The sequence below is a fragment of the uncultured Aquimarina sp. genome, assembly GCF_947492115.1.
Classification (GTDB): domain Bacteria; phylum Bacteroidota; class Bacteroidia; order Flavobacteriales; family Flavobacteriaceae; genus Aquimarina.
Genome location: NZ_CANLMM010000001.1, coordinates 895418 through 913207 on the forward strand (window position 1 = coordinate 895418; position 17790 = coordinate 913207).

Below are 17790 nucleotides of genomic sequence, written 5' to 3' on the forward strand. Positions count from 1 at the left end.
CTTTTATACTCTAGTGTTGTTAAACCTTTAAAATATAAGAGAAACGTAAAACTTAAATAGTAATAGTAATAATAACACTGAAATAATATTTAGGATCACTCCTACTTTTACCATTTCGGATACTTTTACATAACCACTAGCAAACACAATCGCGTTGGGAGGTGTAGCCATTGGTAACATAAATGCGCAACTGGATGCCATCGTTACTGGAATCAACAAATGAAGCATTGAAATTTTTAATCCTAAAGCGATTCCTGCCACTACAGGAACAAAAATTGATACCAACGCTACGTTACTCATCAACTCCGTCATAAAAAGCATAAATACAATTAGCAGCAAAGCAACTACCAAAAGACTTAAACCTTTATTAGCAGCAATATTATCTGCTACTAATTCTATAAGACCAGCATGTGACAAACCACTAGCAAGTGCTAAACCACCACCAAATAAAATAAGAATGCCCCAAGGAAGCTTTTGCGTATCTTTCCAATCAAGTGTAAATTCTCCTTTATTTAGTTTAAAAGGAATTACGAATAATGCAAATGCTCCCATCATACTAATTCCGGTATCCGACAAATTCAAACCAGGAAAGAAATTATTGATTGTAGTTCTTGTAATCCACAAAAAAATAACAACACTAAAAATAGTAAGTACCCTTCGCTCAATTTTTGTGATTTTTCCAAGTTTCTTTAATTCTTCGTCAATTACATCTCTTGAAGCTGTAAAACCAGAAATTCGATTGGGATAAATCCATTTTACAATCACAAAATAAATAACTCCAATCATCATCACTGAAAAAGGAAATGCCAATAACATCCAGTTCAGAAACGAAATTTCAATCTGATATTCTGTCTCTAAAAATCCTACTAAAACGGAATTTGGTGGCGTTCCAATAATGGTTGCTACTCCTCCAACATTAGCAGAGAAGGCAATTCCTAGCATAATACTTAATGCAAAGTTTCGATCGTTTTTAGTAAACCCATCTTCATCATTGATCAAAAGCTGAATTACAGAAAGTGCAATGGGTAACATCACTACTGTGCACGCAGTATTACTTATCCACATGCTCAAAAAAGCTGTAGCGATCATAAATCCGAGAATAACACGATTTGGACTGGTCCCAGTAATCTTTATAATTGATAACGCAATTCGTTTATGAAGATTCACTTTTTCTAAAGCCAAGGCCATCACAAAACCTCCAAAAAATAAAAAAACGATATGACTTCCATAACTTTGAGATACTGTTTTAATATCCAAAATTCCAACCAATGGAAATAGAACTAAAGGAATCAAAGCAGTTACAGATATAGAAACAGCTTCCGTAATCCACCAAATAATCATCCATACCGCCACTGAAATTACCTTGTCTGCAATTTCAGAAACCATAACAAAAGGTAGGTTTACCAAAACCAAAAACAATAGTGGTCCTGCAAATAAACCTACCTTTTTAATTAGTGGATACACTGTCATTTACTTTTTACTGCTACCAACAAATTGTTGAGATTTATTTTTAAAAAGCACGTTAAATGTAGTTAGACTACCATACATTCTTGTGATATACTGTTGTAAATCAATTTTATCCTGATCATCAATTGCTTTAGAACTGTTAATCTTTTGTTCCATCACACGAATGCGATCTCTTACCATCACAATTTTATGAAAAAATGTATCGATTGGAATTTCTTTAGAAGCAAGATTTGTATCTGCTGGTTCTAATATTATTTTCCCACCTTTCCATTTATCAGCTATTGGTACTATTTCAGAAATATCGCTATATCTTTTTAATAATTCTCGGAATGTTCTTTCTACTTCATAAAAACTAATCGTATCAACTTCATCTTCTACACCATCGATGACTTCAAAATCTTCATCCACATCAATAGTTTCTAATCCATTTTCAATAAAAGTTACCCAATACATTTTTGAGGTTACATTAGTAACAACACCCAACCCATAAGTAGGATGTTTAATTCTGGAGCCTATTCCTAATATCATATAATTTATGTTTTAAGCTAAAATATAAAAAGTATCAAAATTTAGTTCTGTCTTTATTTAGAAATTATAACAGCTATTTAACAATTGTAAAAGCTAACCCAATTTTACTAACACAACACAAATAACTACATTTGCAATCTTGGTTAAATTTTTATGGCAGTATCAGAGGAAAATATTGAAGTTTTAGGAGCTAGAGTTCATAATTTAAAAAATATCGATGTTACTATACCTAGAGAAAAGTTGGTAGTAATTACTGGGCTTTCTGGGTCCGGTAAGTCGTCTTTAGCGTTTGATACTATTTATGCCGAAGGGCAACGACGATATATAGAAACGTTTTCCGCTTATGCCCGACAGTTTCTTGGTAGTCTGGAAAGACCTGATGTAGATAAAATCGATGGACTCTCTCCTGTAATTGCCATTGAACAAAAAACCACTAGCAAGAGCCCAAGAAGTACTGTGGGTACTATCACCGAGATTTATGATTTTTTGAGACTTCTATTTGCTCGAGGAAGTGATGCTTATAGTTACAATACTGGTGAGAAGATGGTCAGTTATAGTGATGAGCAGATCAAAGATCTTATCCTTAAAGACTTTGAAGGAAAAAAAATTAATATTCTCGCCCCTGTTATTAGGTCTAGAAAAGGACATTATCGCGAACTCTTTGAACAAATAGCTAAACAAGGTTTTGTAAAAGTTCGTACCGATAGAGAAATCAAAGATATCACCAAAGGTATGAAGCTAGATCGATACAAAACCCATGACATCGAAATCGTAATTGATCGTTTAGCCGTTACCAACGACGTGGACAATTCTAAACGCTTGATGGAAACTATTAACACTGCGATGTATCACGGAGATGATGTCTTAATGGTGATTGAACAAGGTTCTGATGAAGCTCGTTTCTTTAGTAGAAGTTTAATGTGTCCTTCTAGTGGAATTTCATATCCGAATCCAGAACCTAATAATTTCTCTTTTAATTCACCTAAAGGTGCTTGTCCGAAATGTAATGGTATTGGAAATCTGTATGAAGTAAATATCAAAAAAATAATTCCTGATGATACTAAATCCATTAAAAATGGAGGTTTAGTACCTCAAGGACCACAAAAAAATAATTGGATATTTAAGCAGTTAGAACTAATTGCTCAACGTTTTGGGTTTAAGTTGAGTGACCCTATAAAAGATATTCCAGAAGAAGCGATGCAGATCATTTTGTATGGTGGAAAGGAAAAGTTTAGCGTAGATAGCAAAACACTGGGTGTCACTAGAGAATACAAAATTGATTTTGAAGGTATTGCTACGTTCATAGAAAACACTTACAACAATAACGATTCTACTTCTTTAAGAAGATGGGCTAAAGATTTTATGGATAATATCGAATGTCCAGAATGTAATGGGTCTAGATTAAGAAAAGAATCTTTGTACTTTAAAGTTGAGGGAAAAAGTATTGCGGATCTTGCTACAATGGATATTAGCGAACTTGCAGAATGGTTTCAAAAACTTCCTAAAAATTTAAGTGAAAAGCAACTACAAATTTCTGGTGAGATTTTAAAAGAGATCAATGCACGTTTACAATTTTTACTAGATGTAGGATTAACATACTTGTCGCTTAACAGAAGTAGTAAATCACTTTCTGGTGGAGAGGCACAACGTATTCGCTTAGCCACACAGATAGGATCTCAATTGGTTGGGGTTCTATACATTTTGGATGAACCGAGTATCGGATTACATCAACGAGATAATGAAAAACTAATCAATTCACTTGTTCAACTAAGAGATATTGGTAACTCTGTTATTGTAGTTGAACACGACAAAGATATGATAGAGCGTGCCGATCATGTTATCGATATTGGACCACGAGCAGGAAAACATGGTGGTGAAATAATTAGTGAAGGTAATCCTGATAGCCTTAAAAACCACACAACTTTAACTGCAGACTATCTAAGTGGTAAAAAGCAAATCAAAGTTCCTGCTAAACGCAGAAAAGGAAATGGTAAAAAGATTTCGTTAAAGGGCGCAACAGGAAATAATCTTAAAAATGTTTCTATTGACATTCCATTAGGAAAAATGATTGCTGTTACTGGTGTATCAGGTAGTGGTAAATCTACACTTATCAATGAAACCCTATACCCTATTTTAAATGCCTACTATTTTAATGGGGTTAAAAAGCCAATGCCATACAAGAAAATTACAGGCTTAGAACATGCAGACAAGGTAATTGATATTAATCAATCACCAATCGGAAGAACTCCACGCTCCAACCCTGCTACATATACCGGTGTATTTTCGGAAATTCGAAGTTTATTTGCAAAGACGCCAGAAGCTATGATTCGTGGTTACAAACCAGGGCGATTTAGTTTTAATGTTGCTGGAGGAAGATGTGAAACCTGCAAAGGTGGTGGCTTGCGAGTTATTGAAATGAATTTCTTGCCAGATGTTTATGTAGAATGCGAAACGTGTCAGGGAAAAAGATTCAATAGAGAAACATTAGAAATACGATATAAAGGAAAATCGATTTCTGATGTATTGGAGATGACTATCAATGAAGCTTGTGATTTTTTTGAACATATTCCGAAAATTTTCAGAAAACTCAAAACCATTAGAAGTGTAGGATTGGGATACATAACGCTTGGGCAACAATCTACGACATTATCTGGTGGTGAAGCACAGCGAATCAAACTTGCTACAGAATTATCTAAAAGAGATACCGGAAATACATTTTATATTCTAGATGAACCTACGACGGGTCTTCATTTTGAAGATATTAGAGTTTTAATGGAAGTATTAAACGAATTAGTCGACAAAGGTAATACTGTTCTTATCATTGAACACAATCTAGATGTAGTTAAAATGGCTGATTACATTATAGATATTGGCTATGAAGGAGGCAAAAATGGTGGTCAGGTAATTGCAAAAGGAACACCAGAAGAAGTAATAAAAAATAAAAAAAGCTATACTGCTAAGTTTCTAAAGAAAGAACTGGAGCAGGCATAATAACAAATAAAACAACAACCAATCATAAGGATATTTGCGAAAAGCATTTCCTATAAATTACAAAATATGAGAAAAGAACAACGTCATAAAGGATGGAATGAAATAAAAACAAATGACTCATGGGCGATTTTTAAGATCATGGGAGAATTTGTAAATGGTTTTGAAAAAATGAGTAAAATTGGTCCTTGTGTATCCATTTTTGGATCCGCAAGAACTAAGACTGATAATAAATATTACCAATTGGCTGTAGATGTAGCTCAGAAAATAGTTGAACATGGTTATGGAGTTATTACAGGTGGTGGACCTGGAATCATGGAAGCAGGTAATAAAGGTGCTCATTTAGGAGGTGGAACCTCTGTAGGACTAAATATTGATTTGCCATTCGAGCAACATGACAATCCATATATCGATAGTGATAAAAGTTTAGACTTTGATTACTTCTTTGTTCGTAAAGTAATGTTTGTAAAATATTCACAAGGTTTTGTAGTAATGCCAGGTGGATTCGGAACATTAGATGAACTTTTTGAAGCGATCACGCTAATTCAGACTAAAAAAATAGCAGTTTTCCCGATCATATTAGTAGGTTCTGAGTTTTGGGGAGGATTAATGGATTGGATAAAAGCTACGCTATTGGATAAATTCGGAAATATTAGTCCTGGAGATCTAGACTTAATTCATGTTGTAGATACGCCAGATGAAGTATTAGATATTTTAGATAAGTTCTATGCGCAATATAATTTAAGTCCGAACTTCTAAAAAAACTTTTCACACAAACTCAACAAACTCAAAATGAAAAAAATAATCATACCCCTTTTTACATTTTTTTTCATCCAATTATCGCTAGGACAAGAGACGATTAAAACTATGTTTTATAATGTCCTTAATTACCCTGCGGCGCCTCCAACAAATCGCGAAGAAATTCTGGAAACTATTATCGATAGTTATGAACCTGATATATTCATGATTTGCGAACTAGAAACTGAAGAAGGTGGAAAAGAAATATTAGACAGTTCGTTAAATGATGATACTAACAATTATTCCAGTGCTCCATTTTTAAGTAATTTTTCTAATTCTGATGTAGAATTACATCAATTATTATATTACAATAATCAAAAGTTTGAATTACTACAAAGTCAAAGAATCACTACTACTATAAGAGACATCAATTGGTATACATTAGAACTTATTTCTGATGATCAGGTAAACAATCCAATTACTATTGAAGTATTCGTTTGTCATCTAAAAGCTAGTAGAGGTGTTGAAAATGAAGTGAAACGTCTGGATATGGTAGAAGAATTCATAGACAACTATAGTAATTTAGATGAAAACGCGTATGTCATTTTTGCTGGAGATCTTAACTTATATTCTTCCGATGAACCTGCGTATGAAGAATTATTAGATGCTAATAATAAAATTACTTTAGTTGATCCCATAAACGCACCTGGTGATTGGAGCAGTAACAGTAATTTTACCAGTATTCATACACAAAGTACGAGAATCAGTAGTGATGAATTCGGAGAGTTCGGAAGCGGTGGTGGCCTAGATGATCGTTTCGACTTTATCTTAGTTTCTGAAAACATGATAGATAACGATGAATTAGGATATGTTCCAAACTCATATTTTTCTTTTGGTAATAATGGAAATTGCTACAATCGTAGAATTGATGATGTAGACTGCACTGGTGTTTATGATAGTAATTTAAGAGAAGCCTTATATGATATGAGTGATCATTTACCAGTAGTTATGGAATTACAAACGAATCAACAGCTTCTTACTACACCTGATTTTGAAGAGGTTTCTAATGTAATTCAATTAAATAGTGGTACTATAATTGAGGACATACTATCTTTACAAATAAGTAACAATTCGGAATCAATAAATTTTGAAATATATAATACTTTAGGGCAAAAATTGAAAACATTTTCCGCGAATGGAACTGGCACTACTACAATTTCTGTAGAAGATTTAAGTAACGGTATGTATTATCTTATTCCAGTAAACGTTCGCAGTAATACGATTAAATTTGTAAAGAAAAATTGAATCTTTCTAGGATATATCATATAATAACAAGCTTTTTTATACTGCAAGTTGCAACAGCACAGCATGATATCCGTATCGATGCTGCCCTAGATGCGGAAAGTAAAGTTATAACCATTAATCAGCAGATTACTTACAAAAACACATCTAACAAATCTTTAAAGGAAATCTTGTTACATGACTGGGCAAACAGTTTTGAAAGCAAGACTACACCACTTGGTGAGCGTTTTTCCGAAGATTTCCTTAAACGATTTTATTTTGCAAAAGACTACGAACGTGGTGCTACCGCTATAGCAGCTATTACAGATGTATCTGGAAATAGTCTTACTTTTGAGCGTTATAATAAACTACCAGATATCATCAGGCTTACTATTGATAATGAACTCCTTCCTGGAGAAAGCTTTGTATTTAACCTTGAATATAAAGTAAAATTACCTAGTGAAAAATTTACTAGATATGGATACCATAAAAATGGAGATTTTAGTTTAAAGTACTGGTATATAGTTCCTGCAGTACATAACGAAGATTGGCAAGTATATAGTCATAAAAACCTGGACGATCTATATGCTCCAATAGCCGACTTTCAGATTAATTTCACCTTTCCTAGCAACTATAGCCTTACCAGTGAATTAGATCAAAATGAACTTATTTCTGATAACGAAGAAAGTAAAACTATACAACTAACCGGAAAAAATAGAAACGAAGTAAACCTCTACTTAGAACAAACAAATTCATTTTATGATTTTAAAATGAATGGTGTAAAACTCATTAGCAACATCGACGATAATGATTTAATGCCAGATATGAAGAGTGTAGCTTCTAAAAGAATTATAAAGTTTTTAGAAGACCGTCTTGGCCCCTATCCATTTGATAAAATATTAGTTTCTGAAAACGACTATAAGAATAATCCAGTTTATGGTCTAAATCAACTTCCTGATATTCTTAGACCATTTCCTGATGGTTTTCAATACGAAATCAAGCAATTAAAATCGATCACCGAAGCATATCTAGAAAAAACCTTACTTGTAAACCCTAGATACGATGCCTGGATAAAAGATGCCATTCATATACATATAATGATGGCATATACCGATCAGTATTATCCTGATATGAAAATCATAGGTAGTTTAAGTAAAATTATAGGAATACGATGGTTTCATGCAGCAGACTTAGATTTTAATGATCAATATTTTCTAGGATATAAAAATATGGCTAGGTTATTCCTAGATCAACCACTCACAGAACCACAAGATAAATTAGTGAAATTTAATAGTAATATTGCAAATGCTTATAAGGCTGGAGTCGGTTTTAAATATTTGGAAGACTATTTAGAAGACGACAATATCCTGGAAGACGCTGTTAGACAATTCTATACGAATAATACTTTAAAGCTTACCTCTTCTAAAGAATTTGAAAAACTATTAAATAGCCTGACTCCTAAAAATATCGATTGGTTTTTTGAAGATTTTATTCCTACTAATGAAAAATTAGATTTTAAGATTAAGTCCGTCAAAAAAAGGAAGGACTCACTTGAGATTACTATAAAAAACAAAAGAAACAATGCAATGCCTGTCTCCATAGCAGGTTTAAGAGATGGTCAATTAGTTTCTAAAACTTGGGTTACTAATATCGTTGGAAAGAAAAAGGTAAAAATAGCTAATGAAGATATTGATAAATTGGTTTTGGATTATGATCAAAACATTCCTGAAGTAAATAGAAGAAATAATCATAGAAATATTAAAGGCCTTTTTAATAAACCTATTCAATTGAGGTTTTTACAAGATGTAGAAGATCCCACTCGAAGCCAGATTTTTTATATTCCAGAATTTGAGTTTAATGTTTACGACGGACTTACTATTGGATCCAAATTTTATAATAAAACCTTTATTAGAAGAGATTTTGATTATAGGATTACTCCTAGTTATGGTTTTCTTTCGAAGAAATTAATTGGTTCTGCATTTTTTCAATATAGAGATCAAATAGCGGATTACGGGTTATACCAGATTCGCTACGCTTTTAGTGGAAGTACGTTTAGTTATGCTCCAGATTTATTATTTAGACGTTTTTCTCCTTCCGTAAATTTCCTTTGGAGACCTCAGGATTTAAGATCAAATGAAACACAAAGATTATCCATTAGAAGCGTAAACGTATTTAGAGATCGAGCCGAAAACAATCCAGTAGAAACACCAGACTACAGTGTTTTTAATGTAAGATACAGATATTCTGATTTTAATCTTTTAGATTTCAATTCATATATAATTGATTATCAGCTAGCCAAAAACTTTAGTAAAATATCAACAACCATAAACTATAGAAAGGTTTTTCTAAACAATAGACAATTAAATTTAAGGTTGTTTGCAGGCGCTTTTATATTTAATGATACCGAAAGAGATGGCGATTTCTTCAGTTTTGCACTAGATCGACCTACCGATTATCTTTTTGATTTTAGCTATTTAGGACGTAGTGAAGAAACAGGCTTGGTAAGTCAACAAATAATCATAGCTGAAGGTGGTTTCAAATCTCAATTAGACTATCCATTTGCAAATCAATGGATCACTACGCTAAATGCGAATACTAATATCTGGAATTGGATTTATGCTTATGGAGATGTAGGTTTCGTAAAAAATCGAGGTGTATCACCTAAATTTGTCTATGATGCGGGAGTACGAGTAAGCTTAGTAGCAGATTATTTTGAACTCTTCTTCCCTGTTGTTTCTAATAATGGTTTTGAAATTAATCAACCAAACTATGATGAAAAAATCCGTTTTATAATTACACTCAGTCCACAAACATTAATAGGACTCTTCACAAGAGAATGGTACTAAACCCAATTATCAGAGTATAGATCAAGAAATTACAAATACTTCTTAGTCTTTTCTGTAACATCCTTTTCGGGATGCGTTTTTATCAGAAATTGCATGAATAAATATAAGCTCAACACATGAGCAATGTTAACCAAAACAGTAAAAATGTTATTAGAATAAAACATTTCGTTTATGGGAAGTAGTGATACTATAAAAATACACAAACAAGAAACCACTATTAATTTAAAAGCCTCTTTATAGGTATCCCGTTTATAAATCATATAAGAAATTAATATATGCGTTGTAGAAAAAAACAAACATATAACTACTTCCAAAATAGCGTCCTTAACCATATCAACCAGTAAATTAAATATAGATACGATCAAATAAGCGATAAGCGCAGCACTCACAATAAGTGGTATTGACCAAAAAGTATTCTTAGTAATAGCTCTAAAAGCCACATATTTCCTTAAAGCTAGAGAACACATGAGAAAATAGCATGCAGTGAGTAAACATATAATTGAAAAATTACCCACGAAATCAGAATAAATCAAAATATCACAAACAATCATTGATAATAAACTAATTATATACCAAATATTAACCTTTTCAACATTTTTAACGTAACCGATTCCAATAGAAATTATCATTATAGGTAACGCAAAAACTAAATATTTCTTATCGAAAAAACCCGCTATTACTGCAACAATAGCAAATGAAATATAGAATAATATATCGGTTGGGTTGTTTTTCTTCAAAAAAAATAATGTTTATGAAATTCACAATAACAAAGTATTACCATATGTCATATTGTGAAGTTGTTTATTGCATTTCGATTCTAAGTTATACTTTTTTTTCTGATTAATGAAAGAAAATACTTATAAACCCTATAAATAAGAATAAAACTTTTAAATGTGAAAATTTTGAATATTTGTTAATTCAATCTTAAAAAAACAACCCAAAAAAAGAATTCAATAACAAAAAGGTTAATTAGCTGAATTATCCTTAATAAATTTAAGACTTCAAATCTTGGAATTGGTCTTATTTTTGGCTAAATTTGCACACCGTAAAAAATCGTTCACATGCAGCCTGAAACAACTATTACACCTAATATTTCTTTCGAAGAATATAGAAATCAAATACTTAGAGATTACAAAGTAGCTTTAATTAGTAGAGAGTGTAGTTTGTTAGGACGACGAGAAGTACTCACAGGAAAGTCTAAATTCGGAATTTTTGGTGGAGGTAAAGAATTACCTCAATTGGCAATGGCAAGAGTTTTTCGCGATGGTGATTTCAGATCAGGATACTATCGAGATCAAACTTTTATGATGGCTATTGATCAATATAGCATCGAAGAGTTTTTTGCAGGACTCTATGCACACACAGATATAGAAAAAGAACCTTTTGCTGCTGGAAGACAGATGGGTGGTCATTTTGCAACTCATAGTCTTAATGAAGATGGAACCTGGAAAAACTTAACACAACAGAAAAATTCAAGTTCCGATATCTCTCCTACTGCTGGTCAGATGCCAAGACTTCTTGGATTAGCGCAAGCTTCTAAAGTATATCGTAACGAAAAAAGTGTTGCAGACTTTACTAACTTTTCTATCAATGGAAATGAAGTTGCTTGGGGAACTATTGGAAACGCAAGTACTAGTGAAGGACTTTTTTGGGAAACTGTAAATGCTGGTGGAGTTTTACAAGTTCCTATGGTGATTAGCATGTGGGACGATGAATATGGTATTTCGGTACATGCAAAACATCAAACAACAAAAGAAAATATCTCCTTGATCCTTGAAGGATTTAGACGCGACGAGAAACATGAAGGATACGAGATTATTGTTGTAAATGGTTGGGATTACCCAGCATTGGTAGAAGCCTATGAAACCGCTGAAGATTTAGCAAGAGAACAGCATATTCCTGTTATTATTCATGTAAAAGAATTAACACAACCGCAAGGACATTCTACCTCTGGTTCTCATGAAAGATATAAAAGTGAAGAACGACTTAATTGGGAACGTGAACACGATTGTAATAAAAAATTCAAGGAATGGATTATAGAGCATAATATTGCTACTGCAGAAGAATTGCTTGAATTAGAAAAGTCCTGTAAGAAAGATGTTAGAAAAGGAAAAACTGCTGCTTGGAACGCATATCTTTCTGAAATAAAGGAAGAACAGCAACAAGCATTAGGAGTACTAAAAGCAGTTGAAGGCAAAAGTGCTAATAAGAATTTTATAACTCCACTTATTACAATATTAGCAGAAAAGGATGAACCCATCCGTAAAGATATATTAGAAGCAACGAGAAAAGCACTACGCTATATTGTAAAAGAGAATTACCCAGAAAAAACTGCATTACAAAATTGGGTCAATAATTATATTGATGAAATTCAACCAAAATACAGTGATCATCTCTACAACGATTTTGATAGTAATGCTACTAATATAAAAGAAGTAAAACCTGAGTACTCAGAAAATGCTGAAGAAGTTGACGCACGTGTTATCCTTAGAGATAACTTTGATCAGATATTCAGTAGAGTTCCTGAATCCTTAATATTTGGAGAAGATAGTGGTAAAATTGGAGATGTAAACCAAGGTTTAGAAGGTTTACAGCAAAAATTCGGTGAAATTAGAGTTTCTGATGCTGGGATTAGAGAGGCTACTATTATAGGTCAGGGAATTGGAATGGCAATGAGAGGACTTAGACCAATTGCTGAAATTCAGTACCTAGATTATATTTTATACTGTATACAGGGATTAAGTGATGATCTAGCAACCCTACGATATAGAACATTTGCTAAACAAAAAGCTCCACTAATCGTAAGAACAAGAGGCCATAGATTAGAAGGAATCTGGCATAGTGGTTCACAAATGGGTGGACTCATACATTTATTAAGAGGTATCCATATTTTAGTTCCAAGAAATATGACTAAAGCAGCTGGTTTTTATAACACACTATTAGATAGTGACGAACCTGCAGTGGTAGTAGAATGTTTAAATGGATATCGTCTTAAAGAAAAAATGCCTTCTAACCTATCGGAAATAAGAACACCATTAGGTGTAGTAGAAACCATAAAAGAAGGTACAGATATTACCTTAGTATCCTATGGCTCTACTTTACGACTTGTGGAACAGGCAGCTAAAGAATTACTTTCTGTAGGTATTAATGCAGAAGTAATCGATGTGCAATCTCTGATTCCTTTTGATTTAAATCATGATATCGTTAAAAGTATCGCGAAAACAAATAGAGTTTTAGTTATTGATGAAGATGTTCCTGGAGGTGCTACTGGTTATATTTTACATAAATTAATAGATGAGCAAAACATCTATCAGTATTTAGATAGTGAACCACAAACATTAAGTGCTCAACCACACAGACCAGCTTTTGGAACTGATGGTGATTATTTCAGTAAACCTTCTTCTGAAGATATCTTTGAAAAAGTATACGATATAATGAATGAAGTAAATCCTGCTAATTTCCCTAAGCTAAGATAACGAACAGATTATAAGTATACTAAAAAGGATCCTCGATTCGTATGCGTTTTCCATCAGCATATGAAATAACGAAGATATTTTTGTCGATTACACTAGATCTAAGAAGAATTTTCCTGAATTCTTGAGCCTCTTTTAATGTCTCAAAAATTCCTAGGCTAAATTTATAGAAAGACGTATCTGTATAAATTAGTGTATTAGTATATTTCTCTGAAATAGATGTAATCTTATTATCTGTAAATGTTTGAATTTGAACAGAATATACTGTGTCTTTTTTTATCAAATCTCTAAACAAATACAAATCTTTTAATTCATTAATCTGCGTTTGCTCATTTTTTAACTGGTTCAATTCATTTTTGAGCCCATTAATTTCAGATTGAAAAGAAGAGAATTCTTTATTATTAACTTTTACGATAGGAGTTTCATCGCTCACCCAAAATACTACATAAATAATTAATGCTATTGTAGAGATCAATAAGACCGAACACAATACTTTAAACATAAACTTAGATGCTCGATTTCTTTTTAGTTCAGCAGATCTTTCATTTAAAAGATCCTCTAATTTACGCTGCTCTACTTCAGCCTTTTCTATCTGATAGTGCAGTGATAAAAGATCTTCATTTTTAATGTCTGGCATCTTTACTGGGTATTAACTAAAATTATAGGTTTATTAGGTTCTAATTCATATCAGGGTAATTTCTGCTTAGTAATCCTATACACAATACCATCTTGCATCTCTAATACCATAATAGGATTATCAGAAATAATCTTCTCAAAAGCTTTTAAAGGAAATCCTTTAGAAATTTGATTCAAGTTCTGAATACGAACTTTATCATTTAATTCTAACCTCCTCAACTTTGTATTTAAGTTAGACACATAATAGTTATTATACAAAAAATATAAAGTATCACCATTCTTGTCTATATCATATTCTGCATCATTATTTTCTTTCGCTTTTTTAACGGCTTTCTTTCCTTTATAAAATTCAATAAAATCAGCCTCTATAAAAATAACTCCATTATTCCTAAATACTCTTTTTACGTAGCAATGTTGTTTTGTGTATTTTTTCTTTTTTGAATTTGTAGAATCAACCAAATTTAAACTATCAGAAAGCATGATATTTTCTATATCGTCTGAGCCTGTTTTTAAGTTTTGTTTGTAGATTAAAATATCAGATTTTAATTTAGTTAATTCATCCTTTAGAGAATCATTCATCTGTTGAATCCTATCCATATCTGCTTTAGCATCCACACTTTCATCAGAAATGAATTTTGAATCATCCTTACTTAAATAATACATACCGAAAGACATTCCAGCAATTACAAGCAAAAAGAAGATCATGAATATCAAACTATTCCTTTTACTCCTCTTTAACTCATCCGAAATAGTTACAAGACGATTTTCCAGCTTTTGCTGCTTCATACCAGATTTTTCAATCCTATATTGTACTGATAGTAATTCGTCTTCTTTATCTTTCACACGTTTAAATTTTATTAATTATCTGAAAATAAATTAATTATAAAAATGTTCTCTTCATATAATTTTCTCGATTCATCTAGATACCTCATAATCTTAAGGTATCCACTTTATATCTTTGAAATTAGGTTTTCTTTTTTCTAAGAATGCATCTCTCCCTTCTTTAGCTTCTTCTGTCATATACGCTAATCTAGTTGCCTCTCCAGCAAATACCTGCTGGCCAACCATTCCATCATCTGTTAAATTCATAGCAAATTTCAACATTTTTATAGACGTAGGAGATTTTTCTAAAATTTCCTGAGCCCATTGGTATGCGGTATCTTCTAATTCATCATGAGGAATCACCGCATTCACCATACCCATTTCATAAGCTTCTTGAGCAGAATAATTTCTTCCTAAAAAGAATATTTCGCGAGCTTTTTTCTGACCTACCATTTTCGCTAGGTAAGCAGATCCATAACCTCCATCAAAACTTGTTACATCCGCATCGGTTTGTTTAAAAATTGCATGCTCTTTACTAGCAAGCGTAAGATCACAAACCACATGCAAACTATGACCACCTCCTACTGCCCATCCTGGTACTACAGCAATAACTACCTTAGGCATAAAACGGATCAAACGTTGTACCTCCAAGATATTTAGCCTATGCATACCATCTTGTCCAACATATCCTTGGTGACCTCTGGCTTTTTGATCTCCTCCACTACAAAAACTATAAACACCATCTTTTGTAGAAGGACCTTCAGCAGAAAGTAATACTACACCAATAGAAGTATCTTCTTGTGCATCATAAAATGCATCGTATAATTCACTAGTAGTATTTGGTCTAAAAGCATTTCTAACATTTGGTCGATTGAATGCTATCCTAGCGACACCATTTGATTTTTTAAAAGTTATATCTTGATATTCTTTTGCAGTTTTCCAGTTTATTGAACTCATTATATTTTTTTTAGCGCTATCAAAAATAATACAATATATTGTATCAAGCTATATCATTAGCTTAGTTAAATCAAGTTAAAACAGCAATATTTTTATATCTTTTATGTAAATTAACAACAGATTTGCATGATTTTTGATAATTTAGTCAGCAACAGATAATTATAGTTATGAGATTTTTTATTGGAATACTCTTAGTTTGTTTTAGTTTTTCTTCTTTTGGACAAGAAAATCCTACCCTTAAGGTATCATGGGAAGCAATAGGCGATCATATTTCTGAAATTGATTCTAAATACACTTTGGAACACAAAGAAATTATACCTTCCCTTTCTTATACAAGACAAACTATAGCAACTGGAAATTATCAGTTAATGGAAATTAACTTAGCTGTAGATTTACGAAAACAACATTTAAAAAACGAAACACCAATCTTATTACTTCCTGAGAATAAATTTGTGCAATCTGAATACCATGTTGCAATTCCAACCGCTACACCACAAGGTGCTTTCAGGGTATCTATTACTGGAAACGGAGGATACAATAATTCCAATACTAGTAACGGTGGTATTAAAAATAATGCTTATCGAGATGCCAGCACGTATACTGGTATTTATTGTCCAGTAACTGGTGTGCCTTTAACGTACTAATCTCATACGCTATGAACATCTATTAAATAGTTATTCTACTAAGCGAATTCCATCTTTTTCGATGATTATCTTTTTGGCTTTATACAAAGACCCAATAGCCTTCTTGAAACTTTTTTTACTTAATTGAAAAACTTCTTTAATATCATCGGGATCTGACTTATCATTCAAATCAATAAATCCACCTTGTAATTTTAATTCTTTAAGTATTTGTTCAGCATTTGGCTCGATAGACCTATACCCATGTCTCTGCAAAGTAAGATCTATTTTACCGTCTGGTCGTACTTTTTTTACAAAACCTTTAAGCTGATCTCCAGTAGTCAACTTCTGAAAAATTTCATCTTGATATACTAAACCTAAATATTTTTGATTCACAATCATATTCCATCCATGCGGAGAAGGATGAGAAGCTATTAAATCAACCTCATCATATGAAGAGAGTAATACCAAAGAATTATCTAAAAATCTATTCGTTTTACTAGAACCCACTAATCTATTCGTTTCTTTATCCAAGTATACATAAACAAGATACCAGCTACCTACTCGCATTTTGGAAGCCTGTTCTCTAAACGGGACAAAAAGTTCTTTTTCTAATCCCCAATCCATAAATGCTCCAATTTCTGAAACTGTCGTACATTTTAGATAAGCAAAAGAATTGACTGTTGCAAAAGGCTCTAAGGTAGTTGCCACGATACGCTCTTCATGATCCAAGTATACAAATACTTTGATTTCATCACGAATCATAAACTGATTCGGTACATATTTATTAGGCAATAAGACTTCATTTCCTTCATCATCACTAAGGTATACACCCTGATCTCTTTCTCGTACAAATTCTAATGTATTATACTCACCTAGTTTAAGCATTGTCTGATATTTTGGCGCAAAGATACTTTTTTAATTAACCTGAATATATTAAAAAAGAAAAAGGTGCCTAAATCGGCACCTTTTCTGTGTTTTTTCTACTGATCTACTAGTTGTAGATAGCTTCTTTTCCGAAATGCTTTGTTAAAAGATAGTACACAACAGCTCTGTACTTGTTTCTATTAGACTTTCCGTAAGCTTCCATTACAGAAGCAATCGCTTCATCTAACTTATCTCCATCAGAAAGACCTAATTTTTTAATAAGGAAATTGTTTTTTACAGTGTCTAACTCACTCTGATCACTACCAGAAACTGTAGAAGCGTCTGCATTATAAATAGAAGGACCGCAACCAATAGTTACTTTCGTTAAAAGATCCATATCTGGCTCTTGTCCAATTTTATCTTTAAGGTCAGCTGCGTACTTAGCAATTAAATCGTCTCTCTTGCTCATAAAATGATAATGTTTTAGGTTTTAGTTAATTTATTATGTTATCTCAAATATAATCTATTTATAAATGAATAATTCATTTATAAATTATAATAAAAACG

14 protein-coding genes are annotated in these 17790 nt (G+C 32.3%); 6 read left to right on the forward strand and 8 right to left on the reverse strand.

The window, feature by feature from the left end; genetic code table 11:
• Positions 1-27: 27 nt before the first annotated feature.
• Together Q1A73_RS04040 and Q1A73_RS04045 are read right to left on the reverse strand one after the other, a co-directional pair.
• Positions 28-1464, reverse strand: coding sequence for a DASS family sodium-coupled anion symporter (locus Q1A73_RS04040; RefSeq protein WP_299601913.1), 1437 nt, complete (start codon positions 1462-1464; stop codon positions 28-30).
• A gap of 6 nt (positions 1465-1470) precedes the next feature.
• Complete coding sequence (locus tag Q1A73_RS04045) at positions 1471-1995, reverse strand: hypothetical protein (protein WP_299601916.1); 525 nt, start codon at positions 1993-1995, stop codon at positions 1471-1473.
• Between the two features lie 153 nt (positions 1996-2148).
• Between Q1A73_RS04045 and uvrA the strand changes: the two genes are divergently transcribed.
• From uvrA to Q1A73_RS04065, 4 genes are all read left to right on the forward strand, one after another.
• Positions 2149-4986: an excinuclease ABC subunit UvrA gene (uvrA, locus tag Q1A73_RS04050; protein WP_299601919.1), complete on the forward strand. Its 2838-nt coding sequence runs from the start codon at positions 2149-2151 to the stop codon at positions 4984-4986.
• Positions 4987-5052: 66 nt separating this feature from the next.
• Positions 5053-5742, forward strand: a complete 690-nt coding sequence (locus tag Q1A73_RS04055) for a TIGR00730 family Rossman fold protein (RefSeq protein ID WP_299601922.1) — start codon at positions 5053-5055, stop codon at positions 5740-5742.
• Between the two features lie 33 nt (positions 5743-5775).
• A complete protein-coding gene (locus tag Q1A73_RS04060) occupies positions 5776-7026 on the forward strand; it encodes a T9SS type A sorting domain-containing protein (protein ID WP_299601925.1) in 1251 nt (416 codons plus the stop codon).
• On the forward strand, positions 7023-9848 hold the full coding sequence (locus tag Q1A73_RS04065; RefSeq protein ID WP_299601928.1) for a metalloprotease: 2826 nt from the start codon (positions 7023-7025) through the stop codon (positions 9846-9848). Before Q1A73_RS04060 ends, Q1A73_RS04065 begins: the two co-directional genes overlap by 4 nt.
• Before the next feature lie 29 nt (positions 9849-9877).
• Here Q1A73_RS04065 and Q1A73_RS04070 read toward each other — a convergent pair whose 3' ends face one another.
• Positions 9878-10585 carry a hypothetical protein gene (locus Q1A73_RS04070; protein ID WP_299601931.1) on the reverse strand — a complete coding sequence of 236 codons (708 nt, stop codon included), beginning with the start codon at positions 10583-10585 and terminating at the stop codon, positions 9878-9880.
• Between the two features lie 324 nt (positions 10586-10909).
• Here Q1A73_RS04070 and Q1A73_RS04075 point away from each other — a divergent pair, with 324 nt between their 5' ends.
• On the forward strand, positions 10910-13324 hold the full coding sequence (locus tag Q1A73_RS04075; RefSeq protein ID WP_299601934.1) for an alpha-ketoacid dehydrogenase subunit alpha/beta: 2415 nt from the start codon (positions 10910-10912) through the stop codon (positions 13322-13324).
• 19 nt (positions 13325-13343) lie between these two features.
• On the opposite strand, the gene Q1A73_RS04080 is transcribed toward Q1A73_RS04075, so the two are convergent.
• The 3 genes from Q1A73_RS04080 to Q1A73_RS04090 form a co-directional block, all read right to left on the reverse strand.
• Positions 13344-13958, reverse strand: a complete 615-nt coding sequence (locus tag Q1A73_RS04080; protein ID WP_299601936.1) for a hypothetical protein — start codon at positions 13956-13958, stop codon at positions 13344-13346.
• Positions 13959-14008: 50 nt separating this feature from the next.
• Positions 14009-14800, reverse strand: a complete 792-nt coding sequence (locus Q1A73_RS04085) for a hypothetical protein (RefSeq protein ID WP_299601938.1) — start codon at positions 14798-14800, stop codon at positions 14009-14011.
• Between the two features lie 93 nt (positions 14801-14893).
• Positions 14894-15736, reverse strand: coding sequence for a 1,4-dihydroxy-2-naphthoyl-CoA synthase (locus tag Q1A73_RS04090; RefSeq protein ID WP_299601941.1), 843 nt, complete (start codon positions 15734-15736; stop codon positions 14894-14896).
• Between the two features lie 167 nt (positions 15737-15903).
• Between Q1A73_RS04090 and Q1A73_RS04095 the strand changes: the two genes are divergently transcribed.
• Positions 15904-16380 (forward strand): hypothetical protein, encoded by a 477-nt coding sequence (locus Q1A73_RS04095; RefSeq protein WP_299601944.1) that lies wholly within the window; start codon positions 15904-15906, stop codon positions 16378-16380.
• A 30-nt stretch (positions 16381-16410) separates the two neighbouring features.
• Here Q1A73_RS04095 and Q1A73_RS04100 read toward each other — a convergent pair whose 3' ends face one another.
• Positions 16411-17244 carry a S1-like domain-containing RNA-binding protein gene (locus Q1A73_RS04100; protein ID WP_299601947.1) on the reverse strand — a complete coding sequence of 278 codons (834 nt, stop codon included), beginning with the start codon at positions 17242-17244 and terminating at the stop codon, positions 16411-16413.
• 106 nt (positions 17245-17350) lie between these two features.
• Entirely contained in the window at positions 17351-17692 is a 342-nt protein-coding gene (locus Q1A73_RS04105) for a DUF2853 family protein (protein ID WP_299601950.1), read from the reverse strand.
• Between the last annotated feature and the right edge of the window lie 98 nt (positions 17693-17790).

Excerpts from the sequence above, each read along its gene's own strand:
- Q1A73_RS04045 (WP_299601916.1), bottom strand. The coding sequence starts at position 1,995 with ATGATATTAGGAATAGGCTCCAGAATTAAACATCCTACTTATGGGTTG.
- uvrA (WP_299601919.1), top strand. The coding sequence starts at position 2,149 with ATGGCAGTATCAGAGGAAAATATTGAAGTTTTAGGAGCTAGAGTTCAT.
- Q1A73_RS04055 (WP_299601922.1), top strand. The coding sequence starts at position 5,053 with ATGAGAAAAGAACAACGTCATAAAGGATGGAATGAAATAAAAACAAAT.
- Q1A73_RS04060 (WP_299601925.1), top strand. The coding sequence starts at position 5,776 with ATGAAAAAAATAATCATACCCCTTTTTACATTTTTTTTCATCCAATTA.
- Q1A73_RS04075 (WP_299601934.1), top strand. The coding sequence starts at position 10,910 with ATGCAGCCTGAAACAACTATTACACCTAATATTTCTTTCGAAGAATAT.
- Q1A73_RS04080 (WP_299601936.1), bottom strand. The coding sequence starts at position 13,958 with ATGCCAGACATTAAAAATGAAGATCTTTTATCACTGCACTATCAGATA.
- Q1A73_RS04090 (WP_299601941.1), bottom strand. The coding sequence starts at position 15,736 with ATGAGTTCAATAAACTGGAAAACTGCAAAAGAATATCAAGATATAACT.
- Q1A73_RS04095 (WP_299601944.1), top strand. The coding sequence starts at position 15,904 with ATGAGATTTTTTATTGGAATACTCTTAGTTTGTTTTAGTTTTTCTTCT.
- Q1A73_RS04100 (WP_299601947.1), bottom strand. The coding sequence starts at position 17,244 with ATGCTTAAACTAGGTGAGTATAATACATTAGAATTTGTACGAGAAAGA.
- Q1A73_RS04105 (WP_299601950.1), bottom strand. The coding sequence starts at position 17,692 with ATGAGCAAGAGAGACGATTTAATTGCTAAGTACGCAGCTGACCTTAAA.